14 protein-coding genes and 2 pseudogenes are annotated in these 18,138 nt (G+C 47.5%); 11 read left to right on the top strand and 5 right to left on the bottom strand.

Annotation, left to right across the window (positions count from 1 at the left end; all coding sequences use genetic code 11):
* Positions 1–226 precede the first annotated feature (226 nt).
* Complete coding sequence (locus NDI33_RS08230; RefSeq protein WP_190673560.1) at positions 227–1,249, top strand: hypothetical protein; 1,023 nt, start codon at positions 227–229, stop codon at positions 1,247–1,249.
* A 171-nt stretch (positions 1,250–1,420) separates the two neighbouring features.
* Positions 1,421–2,224 carry a phytanoyl-CoA dioxygenase family protein gene (locus NDI33_RS08225; RefSeq protein WP_190673558.1) on the top strand — a complete coding sequence of 268 codons (804 nt, stop codon included), beginning with the start codon at positions 1,421–1,423 and terminating at the stop codon, positions 2,222–2,224.
* A 201-nt stretch (positions 2,225–2,425) separates the two neighbouring features.
* Here NDI33_RS08225 and chlP read toward each other — a convergent pair whose 3' ends face one another.
* Positions 2,426–3,646, bottom strand: coding sequence for a geranylgeranyl reductase (gene chlP, locus NDI33_RS08220; RefSeq protein WP_190412958.1), 1,221 nt, complete (start codon positions 3,644–3,646; stop codon positions 2,426–2,428).
* 183 nt (positions 3,647–3,829) lie between these two features.
* On the opposite strand from chlP, the gene yidD reads away from it, so the two are divergent.
* The 8 genes and pseudogenes from yidD to NDI33_RS08180 all read left to right on the top strand — a co-directional run bounded on the left by yidD (position 3,830) and on the right by NDI33_RS08180 (position 12,210).
* Positions 3,830–4,306 carry a membrane protein insertion efficiency factor YidD gene (gene yidD, locus NDI33_RS08215; protein ID WP_190673556.1) on the top strand — a complete coding sequence of 159 codons (477 nt, stop codon included), beginning with the start codon at positions 3,830–3,832 and terminating at the stop codon, positions 4,304–4,306.
* 281 nt (positions 4,307–4,587) lie between these two features.
* On the top strand, positions 4,588–5,604 hold the full coding sequence (locus tag NDI33_RS08210; protein ID WP_190673554.1) for a TOBE-like domain-containing protein: 1,017 nt from the start codon (positions 4,588–4,590) through the stop codon (positions 5,602–5,604).
* Between the two features lie 85 nt (positions 5,605–5,689).
* Positions 5,690–7,339, top strand: coding sequence for an ABC transporter substrate-binding protein (locus tag NDI33_RS08205; protein WP_190673550.1), 1,650 nt, complete (start codon positions 5,690–5,692; stop codon positions 7,337–7,339).
* A gap of 162 nt (positions 7,340–7,501) precedes the next feature.
* Positions 7,502–8,527, top strand: a complete 1,026-nt coding sequence (locus NDI33_RS08200; RefSeq protein WP_190412954.1) for an ABC transporter permease — start codon at positions 7,502–7,504, stop codon at positions 8,525–8,527.
* An 82-nt stretch (positions 8,528–8,609) separates the two neighbouring features.
* A pseudogene (locus NDI33_RS08195) lies at positions 8,610–8,705 on the top strand (DNA adenine methylase); the annotation flags it as partial.
* Positions 8,706–8,781: 76 nt separating this feature from the next.
* Positions 8,782–8,925, top strand: coding sequence for a hypothetical protein (locus NDI33_RS08190; protein ID WP_190527517.1), 144 nt, complete (start codon positions 8,782–8,784; stop codon positions 8,923–8,925).
* A gap of 24 nt (positions 8,926–8,949) precedes the next feature.
* Positions 8,950–11,274: a hypothetical protein gene (locus NDI33_RS08185; protein ID WP_190673547.1), complete on the top strand. Its 2,325-nt coding sequence runs from the start codon at positions 8,950–8,952 to the stop codon at positions 11,272–11,274.
* A 207-nt stretch (positions 11,275–11,481) separates the two neighbouring features.
* Entirely contained in the window at positions 11,482–12,210 is a 729-nt protein-coding gene (locus NDI33_RS08180) for a response regulator transcription factor (RefSeq protein WP_190411733.1), read from the top strand.
* Positions 12,211–12,377: 167 nt separating this feature from the next.
* Here NDI33_RS08180 and NDI33_RS08175 read toward each other — a convergent pair whose 3' ends face one another.
* On the bottom strand, positions 12,378–14,849 hold the full coding sequence (locus NDI33_RS08175; protein ID WP_242033037.1) for a PAS domain-containing protein: 2,472 nt from the start codon (positions 14,847–14,849) through the stop codon (positions 12,378–12,380).
* A gap of 230 nt (positions 14,850–15,079) precedes the next feature.
* Positions 15,080–15,385 (bottom strand): annotated as a pseudogene (locus NDI33_RS08170) (glycosyltransferase).
* Positions 15,386–15,454: 69 nt separating this feature from the next.
* On the opposite strand from NDI33_RS08170, the gene NDI33_RS08165 reads away from it, so the two are divergent.
* Positions 15,455–15,664: a hypothetical protein gene (locus tag NDI33_RS08165; protein ID WP_348245627.1), complete on the top strand. Its 210-nt coding sequence runs from the start codon at positions 15,455–15,457 to the stop codon at positions 15,662–15,664.
* A 145-nt stretch (positions 15,665–15,809) separates the two neighbouring features.
* Here the strand turns inward: NDI33_RS08165 and lpxB are convergent, their stop codons facing one another.
* Positions 15,810–16,964, bottom strand: coding sequence for a lipid-A-disaccharide synthase (gene lpxB, locus NDI33_RS08160; protein ID WP_190437587.1), 1,155 nt, complete (start codon positions 16,962–16,964; stop codon positions 15,810–15,812).
* A gap of 123 nt (positions 16,965–17,087) precedes the next feature.
* On the bottom strand, positions 17,088–17,894 hold the full coding sequence (lpxA, locus tag NDI33_RS08155; protein WP_190673544.1) for an acyl-ACP--UDP-N-acetylglucosamine O-acyltransferase: 807 nt from the start codon (positions 17,892–17,894) through the stop codon (positions 17,088–17,090).
* Positions 17,895–18,138: the final 244 nt, after the last annotated feature.

Below are 18,138 nucleotides of genomic sequence, written 5' to 3'. Positions count from 1 at the left end.
TTGTAGAGACGCAATTTATCGCGTCTGAGTTTTGAGTGAGAGGAGCATTCTTTAATTCAAAATTCAAACCCCTGGCATTGAGCGAAGCCAAGGGTTATAACTCAAAAAGTCTTTACCCATTCCCCATTTCCAACCCTCTGCAACTAATCTGCAATTTAAATGCACATCGGCTGATAGTTTTGGCTCGGATTGGGAATACTAAGACTGAAAGCTAACAGGATGAAAAATGAAAATTCCCAATCTGGTTGCGATCGCAAAGCTTGCGCTTCCTGCACTGGCGCTTTCTTCCCTGCTAGTATCTGCCGTTGCTACCACTGCCCAACCCCAGCCTAATTCATCTCCAACCCTGTCGAATCAAGAACGAGAGGAACTAGAACGACTGCGGCAAGAGAAAGAAATACGCGATCGCGTTCAAGCTGAAGTTGACCGAGCCTTTAGCCGCATCATCACGCTGCTCAATACTTTGGTACTTGTTCTGACGCTGTTTCCGATTGCGATCGCTGTTAGTGTGGTTCTGCTTCGTCGCAGTATGACAAATCAAATAATTTCAGATGCTCAAAAGGAATTCACGCAGCTACAAGAACAACTTATTAGACAAATAGAAGAGACCGCTAAGGCTAATTTAAAATTAGAACAATCTGCTTTACCGCAAGAAGCTAATTTTTTGGAAACGGATACTTTAAGTCAATTAAATACAATTTTAACCCAAGCTCAGATTATATTAGAAGACTTAAAAGAACAGAAAGAAAGTGTACAACAAGAAATTGCAAAATTTAGGTACGCACAAGCTGTTAAAATTCCGACCGTTATAGATAGAGAAATTGAAACCTCTAACTTTGAGCATTCTTATCACAATCATGAACTGCTTTCCGATACCCTATCGGAGCCTGTAGCCCAAACAAACGATGCAGTGTCTGAGCAAAGAGTGACAGAAACAGAATCTGTCAATCAAAATCTTGATTTAAATGCCAATGATTACTTGATTTTAGGCAACTCTTGCTTTTCTGAAGGTCGATATTTAGAGGCAAATCAATCTTACAACTTAGCGGTTAAGATTGAACCAAACTTTTCGGAAGCTCGATATAACAATGCTCGCTGCTATGCAATGCAATACCGCCTCAATCTAGCAGTCGGAAACTTACAATGGGCAATTGATATTGAGCCTATGTATAAAGAGATTGCTAAAACCGATGAAGCTTTTAGTGCAATTCGAGGAGAAGAGATGTTTAGAAAAATAGTAGATGAGTAGATTTTTCTAATTTCTATTGATAGGTTTATTCATAAAAAACTTAATTTTATAAAAAGATACGCTGCACCTCCATGTGCAAGGTTTTAAAGCGCCTAATTATTGATTATTAATTATCATAAATAAAACTTTAAACTACAGCCATTCGCTATACTCAATCGCTAAAATCAAAAGATGATGACAAAGCGCTATAACCACCAACAAATCGAATCGTTCGCCCAAGCGGTTCTGAACGATGGCTATTGTGTGTTGCCCAATCACTTTTCTCCGGTAACACTTAATTCTTGGCGTGAAGCTTTCACGCCTTTGCTAGAAGATCATATTGTCCGCGAAGGCAAGCTTCGCAATCGCGGTTCAGCCCGCTATTATGTAACCCTTCCTTTCACGGCTCCTTTTGCCGATCCTAGTATTTACGAAGATGACGATATTCTGGCACTTGTAGAGTTATTAGTAGGCAAAGATGCAGTGATGTGCCAACTAGCAACTGACACACCTTTGCTGGGGTCTGAATATCAAGACGTGCATCGAGATGCGCCGCCACTTTTCCCCGAAATGGGTACAGAAACGCCGCCATTCCAGTTAGCTGTCAACTTTCCACTCGTAGATATCACTCTGGAAAACGGGCCAATGGAGATTACGCGCAGTACGCACATGATTTCCAAAGAGGAAGGACTGCGCCGCATGGAGTCTGGAGAAGTCAAGTTAGAACCTGTCACAATGCAACTGGGTGATGTGATGATCCGGGATGTGCGGGGTCTGCACAGGGGTACTCCTAACTACACGGAAATACCGCGTCCGATGGTTGTAATTGGCTATAGTCGCCGCTGGATGTTTCGTCCTGAGGTGTCGATTAATATTCCGCGTGCAACCCTAAATACACTCTCCGAACGCGCCCGTCACTTGTTGCGTTTTAATCCGATTGTGGAATCCGTAGACGATAAATCCGAGGTTGAGGTTTATCAATCGTTTGCTTACTAAGTTTAGTTGTGACTGTTCTAAGTTCAAGTAGCGGTCGGTCTTCTTCTGTCGTCAATAAAAACTCTCAGAGGAGCGCTATCTGAATATTACGAGGATTAAAAAACCAGCGTTGGATTCTTAAGATCCAACGCTGGCTGAAAAACCATTTGTTAATGTTCTAGGTTTTTTTGCTTTTCAAATTCTGCTTACCGATAGAAACCACTAAGGAGCTAGCGCGTTACCCCGCAACAGGCTACCAATCGTTTTGGCAGTAATTTTCATCTGAATCAAGGGATTTGCCGGAACGACTGTTTTGTACAGGTAGCTATCAAAGGTAAGCTTCTGCACGTCTTTGTCGGCGCACATTTCCACAAAGGCTTCGCGAGTGGCATCAGAGCGATAGAAGACGGTTTGCAGAATGTCTAGCACCTTGTAGGTGATGCCGTATTTCTTATCCCAACGCTTCAGGTACAGCTTCAGGTCGGCTTCTGTGGGGATGCGAGTGCCACCGTTGGAGGTTTCGACAATGGTTTCTGCACACATCCGCGCCGACTTGGCAGCAAAGTAAATTCCCTCTCCTGAAGACTTGGTAACAGTACCAGCGGCGTCTCCCACTAGAGCAACGCGACCGACAACGCGGCGGGGTCTGGGATGCTCTGGAATCGGGTGAGCTTCTACTTTGATGATTTCGCCGCCTGCGAGTTTTCTAGCGGCACGCTTGCGGATGCCTGCTTGCAGATTTTTGATGTCGGCTTTGTTCACCTTCATGGTGCCGGTGCCAACAGCGACGTGGTCGTATTTGGGGAATACCCAGGCGTAGAAATCGGTGGAAACATCGTTCCCGACGTACATTTCTGCCAGGTCGTTGTAATAAGCCATTTTGTCTTCTGGCAGACGAATGCGCTCTTGGAAAGCGATCGCATAATTGTAATCCCCGGCGTCAATTGCCTTCGCAACGCGGGAATTCGCCCCATCTGCCCCAATCACCAGATCGACTTTCAGGGTTTTCATCTCCCCTTCAGCGCTACCGTTCGAGTGATCGGCGTAGTGCAAGGTGTAAGGGTCAGTATTGCCCGTGGGAATATCGAGTTTATAAACAGTGCCGTTAATTAAATTTGCACCCAATTTAGCTGCGCGATCGCGTAGGTATCCATCCAATACCTCGCGGCGACACATACCGATATATTCATGTTCTTTTTCAATGTTGATATCTACCTCAATGTTGGAAGGTGAGATCATCTTCATTTTTCTGACCCGCCGATCAATAATCTCAGGCGGTAGGTCAAACTCGCTCACCATGCATAGCGGAATTGCCCCGCCACAAGGCTTTGCGTTGTCTAGCTTGCGCTCAAACAGGTAAGTCTCAATTCCAGCTTTTGCTAGCGTTTCGGCAGCAGAGGAACCCGCCGGACCCGATCCCACAACAGCAACCCGTAGTACCAAAGCTATTCTCCCGATTCTCTTACGGCTACAAGGTGAGATGGTATCACGGACTTTTCGGTTGTCCCAGCAGGATCGTGCAGGTTGTGACTGAATTGCAACAGAGCTTAACACATTGAAAACTAAATCGCGGTTCCTGGGGTTGTAGCTACTCCCAATCACTCCAGAGATTTTTGCTCCAACTCTATGAATGCTCCTTCCCTCGATTCTGCAATTCGGCAAATGGCGATCGCTTCTATCGGCGGCTATCAGAGGCACATTTCACCCCGCAAAGGGTTTTCTTGCGCTCATCGATTGCTTTATAAGGGGGAATCTTGCTCGCAGTACGCCAAGCGCATGATTGCACAACAGGGTTTGGTGGCGGCGATCGCAACGGTGCGCCAACGATTCCGAGCTTGTAAAATCGCAAACCAAATTATGCAAGCCAGGTACAGCAGTCAAGCTGATAGCGATCGCTCCAAGCGCGAACGCAGAAATAGAAACTGGGGCTGCGACTGTGATGATTATGGTGCTGTAGATTGTGTCTCAGGTGTCTCAGAGCTGAGCTGTGAAGCGCTAGATTGTTTCTCTGAAATGGATTTTGCTTCCTTAGATTGTGGAGTCGCAGATTGTGGCTCTGGGATAGATTGTGGAGTCGCAGATTGCGGGAGTTGCGGAGGATAAAACATTCATCCTTCTTTTTGTTACCCCCCGACTTCAACTTAATTTAAGAATGCTGTGGGGGAGAGCAGGCAAAATCTAACTGTTCTCATTTTGCCTGCGAGTTTTGTTGACCCCCAGGTTTCTAGCAAATGTCAATTAATGCAAATAGATTTTAGGTATGGTATATATGTACGTTAATCTCATCGATAAACCGGAGATTTGTCTATCCTGAACTTTGATGGGTCAATGAAAACCCAGATTAGGATAGCTAAAAAAATATTCTTGTCTAGGGGTCGAAAGTAGTGGGCATTGTTGTTGAAAACGTCTCTAAAGAGTTCGGCAGTTTTAAAGCCGTTGACGAAGTCAACTTAGAAATTCAATCAGGCTCCCTGGTCGCGCTCTTAGGCCCTTCGGGGTCTGGTAAATCTACATTGCTGCGACTGATAGCTGGTCTAGAAATGCCAGATAGCGGCAAAATCTGGCTGACTGGTCAAGATGCCACCCATCAGAGCGTTCAAGACCGCAACATCGGGTTTGTATTCCAACACTATGCCCTATTCAAACACCTCACCGTCCGTAAAAATATCGCCTTTGGCTTAGAGATTCAACAAACTCCTAAAGGCAAAGTAAAGGCGCGAGTAGAAGAATTGCTGGAGTTAGTGCAACTGAGCGGACTAGGCGATCGCTACCCTTCCCAACTCTCCGGCGGTCAACGACAACGAGTTGCCTTAGCCAGAGCGCTAGCAGTTCAACCCCAAGTATTGCTGCTAGATGAACCCTTTGGAGCCTTAGACGCCAAAGTTCGTAAAGATTTGCGGGCGTGGTTGCGACGCTTGCACGATGAAGTCCACGTCACCACCGTGTTCGTCACCCATGACCAAGAAGAAGCGATGGAAGTTTCCGATGAAATTGTAGTGATGAACAAAGGCAGAGTCGAACAAATCGGCACACCCGCTCAGATTTACGATCACCCAACGACGCCGTTTGTCATGAGTTTCATCGGCCCGGTGAATGTGTTGCCCAGCACTTCCCGCATTTTCGAGGCAAACGGGTTTGATTCGACCCAAGCAGAGATTTTCCTGCGTCCCCATGATGTCGTCGTAGACACGAACCCCAACGGCAGCTCCGTACCGGCAAGAGTGAACCGCTTGATTCATCTCGGCTGGGAAATTCAGGCGGAATTAATCCTAGACGATGGTCAGGTCGTCACGGCTCATATCACGCGAGAGCGGTTCGACCAGTTAGATTTGGAGCCGCAACAGCGAGTATTCGTCAAACCAAAGGATGCGAAATCTTTCCCGCTGTATTTTTCGATCTAGCACTTCAGGCGTCAACACTCAGCTTTCAGCTGAATCGGCTTTAATTAGATATCTAAGTCGATTTGAAAGAGCGCATAGTTAAGTTATGAAGTGGGGACGCCTGTCTATTCATCGGTGGCGGTTCATCGGACAATTCTTTTGTCTGTTTTGTCTTTGTTGTTTTCTCGCGATCAGCTGTGGGAAGCGACCGGCGTCTGATTCAGCGACTTCTCCCAGTCCTGGTGGTGCCAATTCGGGTCGGATTACCATCGGTACCACCCAGAAGCCACGGACGATGGACCCGGCAGATAATTACGAGCTAGCAGCCGTCTACTTGCTCTATAACCTGAGCGATCGCCTGTATACCTACGAATTGGGAAGCACCCAACTCAAGCCGCAACTGGCGACGGCAATGCCGAAAGTGAGTCCAGACGGGTTAACTTACACCATTCCCGTGCGTCAGGGCGTCGTCTTCCACGATGGCACTCCTTTTAACGCTAAAGCGATGGAATTTTCCCTGCAACGCTTTATCGAAAATAAAGGAAAGCCGTCATTTCTTCTAGGCGATGCGGTGGACTCAGTGAAGGCAACTGGCGACTATGAGTTAACGATTAAGCTGAAAAAGCCGTTTGCTGCTTTTCCCGCCTTGCTAGCCTTTTCCGGTGCCGCTGCGGTTTCACCGAAAGCTTATGAAATTGGTACTGGAAAATTCAAGCCAAACACATTTGTGGGCACTGGCCCTTACAAGTTGACTCAGTTTAGCAGTGAGTCGCAGCGATTGGATGTTTTTGACCAATATTGGGGCGAGAAACCAGTAAATAAAGGAATTGACGTGCAAGTGCTGAGCAATTCAGCCAACTTGTTTAACGCATTTCGCACGGGAGGCGTGGATGTCGCTTACCTATCCCTCGATCCCGACCAGATTGCCAGCTTGAAAGATGGGGCGACCAAAGGGAGCTGGCAAGCGATCGAGTCTCAGGGGAGTGCTGCTAGCTTTCTGGTGCTGAACACCAAGAGTAAGCCGCTAGATAACCCAGTCGTGCGCGGTGCGATCGCATCCATCGTCAACCGACGTTTGGTGAATGAGCGATCGCTCAAAAATCAAGCCGAACCTCTCTACAGCATGGTGCCCACTACCTTTGATGTCTACAAGCCAGTATTTAAAGACCAATACGGGGACGGCAATACCGAAAAAGCAAAACAACTGTTGCAGCAAGCGGGATACTCTCCTACCAATCCCTTGAAGCTGCAAATTTGGTATCCCTCGACTTCACCGACTCGCCGACTCGCTGCCAGTACCCTCAAAGCAGTGGCAGATCAACAACTAGGAGGAACGCTGCAATTTGAAGTCAATACTGTAGACTCCGCCACCTTCTTTAAAAGCGTCTCCCAAGGTCTTTATCAGACCGTCTTACTGGATTGGTATCCAGACTTTCTCGACCCTGACAACTACGTTCAGCCATTTCTGGAGTGTCCGAAAGGATCGGTGGCAAACGGCTGTGAAGACGGCGCAAGCCAGAATCAGGGTTCCTTTTATTACAGCGATCGCATGAACCAGCTGATTGCCCAAGAACGAAAAGAGCAAAACCCCGAAGCCCGCAAGAAGATTTTTGCGGATATTCAAGACCTACTGGCGAAAGACGTACCTTACGTTCCACTCTGGCAAAGTAAAGACTTCGCCTTTACCCAAAAAGGCGTCAGCGGTCTCCGCATCAACCCCACCCAGGATTTCGCCTTCTGGACAATTAGCAAATAGTCTTGAGTTTTGAATTAAAAGTCAAGAATACTTTTGAGTTTCCGGTGTCGAGTTTTGAGCTAAAACATTTTAGAAATCGAAAATCAAACGACGATTCCTCAAAAAAACTCAAAACCTTGAACTTTAATTCAAAACTCAAAACTCAAAACTCAAAACTCTTTTATGTCACGCTCCAAAGCCCTACAGTCTTACATCTTCGTCCGCCTTCTCCTAGCACCCTTGATGCTATGGATCATCATCACCCTAGTGTTTTTGCTCCTCCGTGCCACCCCAGGCGACCCGGTGGATGCAGTTTTAGGCGGTCGCGCCCCAGAAAGCGTCAAAGAGCAATATCGTCAACAGTTGGGGCTATCAGATCCCTTACCGTTGCAATATATTCGCTATTTGGGTTCCCTACTTAGCTTGAACTTGGGGACTTCGCTGACCAGTCAGGGTCAAGATGTTTGGGGTGAGATTCAGAAATACTTTCCCGCGACAGTAGAATTAGCAGTATTTAGTATGGCGATCGCTTTCCTGGTCGGCGTCGGCGTTGGCATCCTCTCCGCCACCCGCCCTGGCACGGCTTTAGACGCTAGCGGTCGTTTGTTTGGCATCATTACCTACTCGCTCCCGATATTCTGGGTAGGGATGATTCTACAGTTGATTTTCTCCGTTCAGCTAGGCTGGTTTCCCCTAGGATCGCGCTTTCCCCTAACTACAGCACCCCCGCCACTCATCACGGGTCTTTATACGATTGATAGTCTCCTGAGCGGTAACTTTGAGCATTTTTTCACCGCATTGCATTATCTCGCCCTCCCCAGCTTGACCCTCGGAATCCTCCTCAGCGGGATTTTCGAGCGGATTGTCCGGGTGAACTTGAAGCAAACCCTTAAGGCGGATTATGTAGAAGCTGCTAGAGCCAGAGGCATTCCAGAATCGCGGATTCTCTTTGCCCACGCCCTGAAAAATGCCATGATTCCAGTCATTACCGTCCTGGGGCTGACTTTAGCCGCATTGCTTGGCGGCGCAGTTTTAACAGAAGTTACCTTCTCTTGGCCTGGTTTAGGAAATCGACTTTATGAAGCCATTTCTTTACGAGATTACCCTACGGTGCAGGGAATCATGGTATTTTTTGCGTCGATTGTTGTAGTTGCTAGCATTTTGATTGATATTATCAATGCTTACATCGACCCTCGAATTCGTTACTAAAACCGGCAACTAAGACAAAAAAAATGGCTAAATTAATCGCTTTGGGTTGATAGGGGGAAATTAATTCAGCCATCTTGATTGGCTGCTGCCCTTGTTGCCAAAAACTCAACACTATTAGGAACTTTATGGTGCTTCGGCTGCGGTATTGAGCGAGCGACAACCTTCACCTGTTGCAACGATTAGGTGAAGTATGGTGACGCAGAAGTGATGGAAGTGGTTGAAAACCCGGTTCTTTAAGAAACCGGGTTTCTGATATGCAGCCTAATTTTAGGTTGATTAACGGACAGGAACGGTGTTTGAGAAGGTGGGAACTACGCGATCGCACTGAGAGCCAAATGCCAGTTAATGAGATATCCAGCAAATTTCCCGATGAAGTAGGGAAAGGAAGCAGCCAATAATCTATTTAGATTTCCGGCTGCATAATGCGTAGAATTCGGCTGCTTGCTTTAGCTACCATCAGCTTTGTTGCGACTCTAGTAGGCTCCTTGTTTGACCCGGTAACATTCCTGCACCGCCTTCTCGCAATAGCGCTCAGCACCGTTTTTACCCTGAATTTGGGTATTAGCAGTCCCAATGCCGATTCTGCCTCTGTTGCCGTTGCTGCTCACCCACCTGCCATTCAATCTGCATTCAACAATAAGCTGAATCAATTTGCTTCTGAGTCGCAACAACCGCAAATCCTAGCAAGCCAACCCAGCCCTTTTGAGAGGACCGCCCCGACAAATTACTGTGGTTCTGGCACCATCACCAAACCTACCAGGGGAATCGATACAGACACGAGAGTGTATTCCGTTTTCTATGACTTCAGCCGAGGTCAAGAGTCAGTGAATTCTGCCGCTTGTGGTCGGGAATATTGGATTCCAGCCGAGCAAAGCAATCCTTATTACGGACTTGTATTTGTTTATTGGGTGGATGGATACAAAAATCGTGTTTCTTCTACTCGTTATGTGGAAACGAACAACGGGACACTCATTGTTTGGGATGGTAATCCAGTCAATCCTCTACTGAGAAGAATCCTGACGCGGCAAGATGGAAACCAAGCCCTTTCTCATGCGATCGCGCGGATTCTGAATTGGAGGCAGCTAAGGCGCATTCAGACTGCCTCTATCCCCCAAACCCTTATAAATAACCAGAAACAAGCTTCTATAGCAGCCCAAACCGCCTCTACTTCTGCTTCCCCAAGCCCTCAAACCAGCAAAACAGCAGCTCAAAACTATTGTGGCTCTGGGAGGCTAACTCAACCCGGTAAAGGAGTTGATCGGGATGGTCGTCTTTACTATGTTTTCCATTACTTCAATCGAGTTCCAGAGAAAGTAAATCCTGCTGCTTGCGGTCGGGAGTATTGGATTCCAGTTGAACGCAGCAATCCTAACTACGGTCTTGTATTTGCTTATTTGGTGGATGGTCAAAAAAATCGCGTTTCTTCAATCCGTTATGTGGAAACCCGCAAACGGCAGCTGATCGTTTGGAATGGGAATGCAAACTCTCAACTCCGGAGAACCACGAGGCAGCGAAACGGAACCCAAGTGATTTTTCAAAATTGGTTCCGGATGGTTCTGAGTCAGAAAAAGCTGATGGGTCAAGGTCAGACCATCTATACTCCTCCGACAACTGCTCAGACACCCGCAACGCCTCCCCCAACACCCGCAACGCCTCAACCCGTACCCAACACTCCCCAACCCAATAATTCATTGCTAATTGGTTTTGGTGGCGACACTAGCAACGTGGAAGAAACTTGGATGCACAGCCTTGACGTTGCCAAAGAAGTCGGTTTACCGAAACCGAAAGCTGCATCGCTTGGAGTAGAGGTGGGATGGCAACCCATTTGGTTTGGTTGTGTCGCCGGTCAGAAAACTTGCGCGACGACAGACCGAATGTTTAAAGAAGGGGTTGTCCCCGTCTTTATCGTTAACTTGATTACCCACGATGTCCAAAGTAAAAAAACTTGGGCTGAAATTGAAGCCAGAAAGAGTTGGTACTTCTCGGAGTTAGATCGCCTCGCGAAAGATGTACTCTCTAAGACCCAGGGGACGGTATATGTATCGCTGGAACCGGAGCATAATCTGGTAGGAACGCTCCGCGATCCCGTCAATGCGAATTATGGGTGGGATGCCAGTATTCCGCAGAAGTTCGGGCTGTTAATGGCTGAAGCTGCCCAAAGATTACGTACCTCAGCGAGTTCGGTTCCGGGGCTGAATTTGAAAGTGGGTTTGGCTTTCGGTGACTTCAATGCCTCCCCCACGGGTCTGCAAAACTATTTACCTGATTTGAAGGCGGCTGCACCGGGAGTCGATTTCTTTGGGTTTCAAGTCACCCAAGGCCCTTGGCGGAATGAGGGGAACGGATGCAAACGCTTAACCCCCGATCAAGCGAAGCTTTATGATATGCCCGATCGAGCGATCGCGATCGCTCAATTCATCCAAACCCAACTGCAAAAGCCGTCTCTGATCGATTACTTTTTCCTGATGGCTGATGCTGGTACCGATTGGGACGAGGGAGGCGCGAAAGTTTACCAGGAATTACAACAGCGCTCCTTAGAACTGCAAAACGCTGGATTGATTGGGTTGTTGCACTTTACCCTGATTGATACGCCACAATCTGCTCCAAACTCGTACTGGTGTGACGGTGAGAAAAATCGGGGTATTATCAAGCCCGCAGCCCAACTTTCTAATTTCAGTTACAAGCGCCCTCTTCAGCTAAAAAAGATGGGCAAGGCACTGGGAGATTGGATTGACGCTCAAAGCTAAACGAGTGCATTTCGCCCAGTCACGATCCTTTCTGTTGGGGCAGATAGAATGCTCTGCGTGTTTGTGCGATCGCCAACTCTCTTGATAATCCAAGGTTTTCTTTAGAAAGAATTTAGAATCCTTGCGTATAATCTGTACAGGAATCTTTGGATTCCGATAAAGGTTCTTATAGAAACTTTAAAATACTGTAGCAATAATTTAGTAGTGATGCCCCGGATACTCGTCATCGACGACGACGCTGCGATCGCAGAATTAGTTACCATCAATCTGGAAATGGCTGGATACGATGTCAGCCAAGCACCAGATGGCATTAAAGGTCAGGCACTGGCTTTGCAACTGCAACCAGACCTCATTATGCTTGACCTAATGCTGCCCAATGTGGACGGTTTCACCGTCTGCCAGCGGTTGCGGCGGGATGAACGCACTGCCGATATTCCGGTGTTAATGTTGACAGCACTGGGTCAGACTCAAGATAAGGTAGAAGGCTTTAATGCCGGAGCCGATGATTACCTGACCAAGCCGTTTGAACTCGAAGAAATGCTGGCACGGGTCAGAGCCTTGCTGCGACGAACAGACCGTATTCCCCAAGCCGCCAAACACTCGGAAATCTTGCACTATGGCTCTTTAACCTTAGTCCCAGAACGCTTTGAGGCTATTTGGTTCAATCAGACAGTGAAGTTAACGCATCTGGAGTTTGAATTACTGCACTGCTTACTCCAGCGTCATGGTCAAACCGTTTCTCCTAGTGAAATCCTGCGGGAAGTTTGGGGCTACGATCCCGACGATGACATTGAAACGATTCGGGTGCATATTCGGCACTTGAGAACGAAGCTAGAACCCGATCCCCGCCACCCGCGCTATATTAAGACCGTCTATGGTGCGGGCTACTGTCTGGAGTTGCCGACTGAAGAGCAAGTTAGCACAGACGCAAGCTGATTGATTGTTGATTTGCCTGTGTTGTGTTCATCAAGATGTGTTCATCAACAGCCCTTTCTTCCTAGGTGGGGAAGGTCTGCTTGAAGAAAATGGAACGGTTCTAAGCTTCCCGGAGAAAGCAAAAAAACCGACCTTGGCAAGCAGGGAGTGCCAAGCATAAGGGAGTGTTAAGCCACCCGATGGGGCTGTATAGATAGAGGAATTGGGCAATGCGCCCCTAAAAGAGATTCCTCTTCTACCTTCTGGATCGGAATTTCGATAATAAACTCTGTTCCCTTTCCCGGTGTTGACACGCACTCGAGTTGACCCCCGTGACGTTCAACCACAACTTGGTAGCTAATGGACAAGCCCAAGCCAGTCCCTTTTCCCACGGCTTTCGTCGTAAAGAAGGGGTCAAAAATTTGTTTCTGAATTGCTTCGGGAATGCCAGGGCCATTATCCGCAATCCTGATGACAACAGAGGCAGGATTGGGACTTAGGGATGTAGGGCTTTGCCCTTCTCGAAGGGTGGGATGAGGATTGGCATTGAATTCATCCTTTATCCTGATTCCTTCATCCTTCAAAGAGGTGCGAATGGTAATCTGGCTGGGGTTGGCTTTGAGATCCTCCGGCGTCAGCGATGCTCCTCCTGCGGAGACTTGCTGGGCATTGTATTCTTCTAAAGCATCAATTGCATTACTGAGGAGATTCATAAACACTTGGTTGAGTTGCCCAGCGTAACAATCTACTTTGGGCAAATCGCCGTATTCTTTAATAATCTGAATTTTGGGATGGGAGCTGTCTTCTTTCAACCGATGCTGCAAAATCAACAGCGTGTTATCTATGCCCTCATGAATATCAACCGCCTTCTTCTGGGATTCATCCAGGCGGGAGAAATTCCGCAGCGACAAGACCAAATCGCGGATGCGGTCGGCTCCCATTTTCATGGAAGTCAGTAGTTTGGGAAAATCTTCCACCAAGAAATCTAAATCGATATCCTGATTTGCAACTTGAATTTCGGTAGGGGGTTTGGGAAAGTGCTTTTGATAGAGATTTAACAGGTTCAGCAGGTCATGAGCATACTGATTCGCATGGTCGAGATTGCCGTAGATGAAGGAGACTGGATTATTAATTTCATGGGCAACACCTGCAACCAACTGCCCTAAACTGGACATCTTTTCGCTCTGAATTAGCTGAGATTGGGTTTGTCCCAATTCTCCCAAGGTTCGTTTTAGTTGGGTTGTTTGTTCTTTTAGCTGCGCTTCTGATTTCAGCCAAGCGATTTCTGCCTGTTTGCGTTCGACCAGTTCGGCGTTTAGCTGTTGGAAGAGAACGGATTGCTTAATTGCGATCGCTAGCTGCACGCTCAGCTGTTTGAGCAATTCTACTTCTGATTCTTGCCATTTTCGGGGTTCCCGACAGTGATGGGCAATCAGCAACCCCCATAAATTTTCCCCTTGCAGAATCGGAACTACCAAGTTAGCTCTCACCTGAAACTGGGCAAGTAAATCAATATGGCATTGTTGGATACCCGCAGTATAGATATTGTCAATCGCTCGAACCCGACCTTGCTGGTATGGCGAGACGTAGCTTTTCCCAAAGCAAGGATCTTGGATGCTGGTTCCTAAAATAGGCGTCCAATCCTCACCGACCGACTCTACAACCACAACTCCGTTCCGATCTAGATCGAAGCGGTAAATGAGTACCCGGTCAGTAGAGAGAAAATGGCGCACTTCTGCCACAGTTGTATTGAGAACTTCTTCTAAATCTAGAGACTGACGGATGCGCTTAGCGATCGCTCCGACCAGCCGTTCTCTCAAAAATTGCTGTCGCGACGCTTCCTCTGCTTGCTTGCGTTCGGTAATATCCATCACCGTTCCCATCATCCGCACGCACTTCCCCGTATTGTCGCGCACAACGGCACCCCGTGACGCCACCCAGCCAATTCCATCAGGACGAATGACGCGATACTCCATCTTTAAGTCTTTCCCGACTTCTACGATGCTCGCAATCTCAAGTCCCACGCGGTAGCAATCTTCAGGATGAATGCATTGGAGATAAGCCTCGTAGGTGCCAGTAAAGGAACCAGGAGCCAGACCAAAAATCCCTTCCACCTCTTCAGACCAAGTCACCCGATTGGTTCCCAGATCCCAGTCCCAAACCCCCATACTTGCCGCACCCAGAGCCAGCCGCAGCCGCGTTTCCCCTTCGCACTGCGCCTCTTGGGCGGCTTTACGCTCGGTAATATCCGTCTGGACGCCAATAAATTGCGTCACCCGACCCTCGTCGTCATACACCGGCGAAATACTCAGGTCATTCCAGAAAGGCGTCCCATCCTTGCGATAGTTCTTGAGAACAACCTGGCATTCTTTCCCCTTCCGCACGGCTTGACGAATTTGCTCAATTGCGGCTGGATCTGTATCTTTTCCTTGCAAAAATCGGCAGTTTCGTCCCAAGACTTCGGCTGTCGAATACCCGGTTATTTTTTCAAAGGCGGGATTGCAATAGATAATTGGATTATTTGGCAGACTGGCGTCGCTAATGACGATGCCACAGCTGGTTGCTGCCATCGCTCGGTCATACAGCCTTAGTGTCCCCGTGTCCCCTTGGTGCCCCGTGAGGTCTTGGAACTCCCCACATCTAGCTTGCTGGCTTGCCATCAGAATTTAAGAACCGAACGTTAACAGCCTTTCTTCAAGATAAATCAATATTAAAAATAACTTAAATATTCCCGAAGATAGATCCCCCGCTTTTCTATCATAAATAAAGCATTTTTGCCAAGATAATATCTAAAATTAAGCCTCATCAAAACAAAGCAAAATCGGGAATTTCCCAGAATCGAGAAATTGCCACAAAAGCCTAGCAGTCGGTAAAAAATTTACAGCCAGTATTAATTTTTAAAGGAAGAATACAAAGTGATTCGCTCCAAGACGTAGCCTTCCAATTTAGAGGCTCGATGGGCTGCCGTATGTTGTGCCAAAGCGCGAGTCCAAGCGCGCTCGCCGATTGCAATTCTCTCAGCTTCCGGAGTTTCTTGAAGATCCTGTAAAGTATCGGCAGGCGACTCGGCAATCAGAATTTCTTTACCCATTTCAAAAATTGTTTCCAACCCCTACCAATAATCACTAATCATTGGAGTTCCACATGCAGATGCTTCAAATAAACGCACGCTGGGAGAATAACCCGCTTGAACCATATCAGTCCGTGTAATATTAAGAGTGAACAGTTGGAAAGGGTAAAACTAGCGGTGTCGAGCAGGTGGCAAATGCTCGATTTGCTCAACATTTTTGGGCAAGTTAATATTATTCGGATACTGTGGCCCTGCCACCACAAAGCGACCTTCTTGCTACTGATGAGCTGGAAGCAACAGATTGTCCAGGCTAGGCTGTCAGTCGCCCTGTGTAAGTTTCCCTATCGTCAAGATGCCAAAATTGAGGAAACTGTTCCTGATATCGCAATCCTAAATGATTTGTGAAGGCGAGCTCCCCGACTTCTTACGAAAGTCGGGATCTGAACCGCTGGAATCTCACAAGAAGTGCTATAGAACCTTACAAATTGATGAAATTCGGGTTTTAGGAAGGAATGATGTCAGTAGTTAAAGGAAGTTTTAATAAAAATTTTCAAAGCATTTGAAAGATTTCTTTGGCAGCGCGATCGCAAACTCCCACTTCTCCCAAGGAGGAGCGCATTTCTTGATAATCGGCGACAGTTTGCTGGCGGCGTTCGGGATTGAGTAAGAGTTCTAAAGCCTCTTGGACAATGTTTTCTGGCGTAGCTTGCTCTTGCAGCAATTCTGGCACAATCGACCGCATCAGTACCAAATTTGCTGGCGACATGAAGGAGATAGAGAATTTTAGAAGATTCCGGGCAATCCAATAGGTAAAGCGACTAACGCGGTAGAGAACCACCTGCGGCACGTTTAAAAGAGCAAGTTCTAGATTTACAGTCCCCGACTTAGCGATCGCTAAATCGGCAGCCGCCAGAACTTCCTGACTTTTACCAGCAACCAGAGTCGCATTTAAACCATAACGTCCAATCGCCTCTTCAATTTGGAGCCGATAAGCTTCTAGAGACAAAGGAATCCAGAAATGAACTTGAGGCAGTTTGTTTTGGATTGTTTTAGCAGCCTCAAACATAACTGGCATGAGATACTTGAGTTCTTGAGGACGGGAGGCAGGGAGAAGCGCGATCGCAATTTGTTCTGACTCTATCTCTAAGATTCTTCGCGCCGCTTCTCGGCTGGGAGCCTTTTGCATCCGATCCACCAAGGGATGCCCCACCCAGGCAGCCGATGCCCCCCGTTTTTGGAAATATTGTGCTTCCTCTGGGAAAATCGCCAACACTTGGTCGCTAATCTCGATGATTCGAGTGGTGTCGCGCTTAAAGGGCGACCAAACCCATACCTGCGGCGTGATGTAGTACGCGACTGGCACCTGCGGCATCTGTCGCTGAAGATAAGTGCCGACGCCAATATTTGGGCCTAAGTAGTCAATTAGCACCACCAGATCGGGCGGGTTCTCTCGGAGGTACTGTTTAGCTCGACGCTGGACTTGTAAGGTCGGCAACACATAAGGGAGAGATTCAAAAAGCCCTACCGAACCAATCCCGCTGGTATTGCTCAAAAGAGTCGCACCCGCCGCCGCCATGCGATCGCCCCCCAAGGCAACAATCTCTAATTCCAAGCCAGTTGCCTGTGCTTGTCGATAAAGTGCCTCAATCAGTAGCGCCCCTTGCAGATCCCCTGAAACTTCGCCAGTGCTGATAAATATACGCATTAATTTGGTAATGGGTAATGGGTAATCGAGTTTTGAGTTTTGAGTTGAGTTTTGAATGAAACAAATTACTTTGAACTCAAAACTCAGACGCGGTTTAAGGCGTCGCTACAACTTTTTTCCCAATTACTCTTCATCCTTATTCTTCGTTCTTTTCCCTGGAATCGGACCGCGCCGCCCTGGCGATTGAGAAAGTTGCAGGAACCGGCGCAGGTGTTGCAAGTATTCGTTATCTGGGAGTAGATCCAGTTGTTCTAGGGATTGATTCAGGGGTAATCCAGAACGATAGAGAATCCGAAAAGCTTTTTTGAGAATTCCCAACTCAGCGGCAGATAAACCAGCGCGTTTAAGTCCCACCAAGTTGAGACTGCGTACCCGCGATGGATTTCCCTCTACGAGCAGATAAGGAGGCACATCGCGGTCAATGCGACTCATCCCACCCACCATCGCGCCTCGCCCGATGTGGACAAATTGATGAATCCCTAGGACGCCACCAATCACCGCCCGCGAATCAATCTGGACGTGCCCAGCGAGCGACACCGCATTGGAAATAATCACTTTATCTGCGATCGCGCAATTATGAGCAACGTGGACATAAGCCATCAACAAATTGCCATTGCCAATTACCGTCGCTTCACCCTCGCCAGTTGCCCGGTTAATTGTGACATACTCTCGAATTCGATTACCATCACCAATTTTTACCCAGGTTTTAGCCCCGTCATACTTGAGGTCTTGGGGTTCTAAGCCAATTGCTGCCCCCGGAAAAATGTGATTTTGTGCACCAATTTCCGTTGGTCCCTCGATTACAACATGAGCGCCAATCGTGGTTTCAGCACCAATTTTTACTTGTTCTCCAATCACCGCATAAGGCCCAACTTGCACGCTGGGGTGTAGTTGAGCGTCAGGGTGAATTATCGCGGTGGGATGAATCATATACAGGACTGTTAGCGCTCTTCGGCGCGATCGCGCGGACTGTTAGCGAAACACGGACTGAGTAAACAAAAGTGACAAGTCACAAATCAAAACTGAGGAATGAGGAATAAAGTTAGCGTTAGGAGTTATGAGTCAGAATTTAACCATCAGCTTCTTCAACTAATGTGCCATCAAACTTCTTTTCTCAAACCTGTTTTTTAGCCTGCGAATAGAGTAGCGCTAAGCAAACACTCCTCAGTCCTCA

Origin of the sequence: Trichocoleus sp. DQ-A1 (assembly GCF_039961955.1) — a bacterium.
GTDB lineage: Bacteria > Cyanobacteriota > Cyanobacteriia > Cyanobacteriales > FACHB-T130 > FACHB-T130.
Note: the sequence above shows the minus strand (reverse complement) of the source record. Positions and strands in the feature narration are given on the sequence as shown.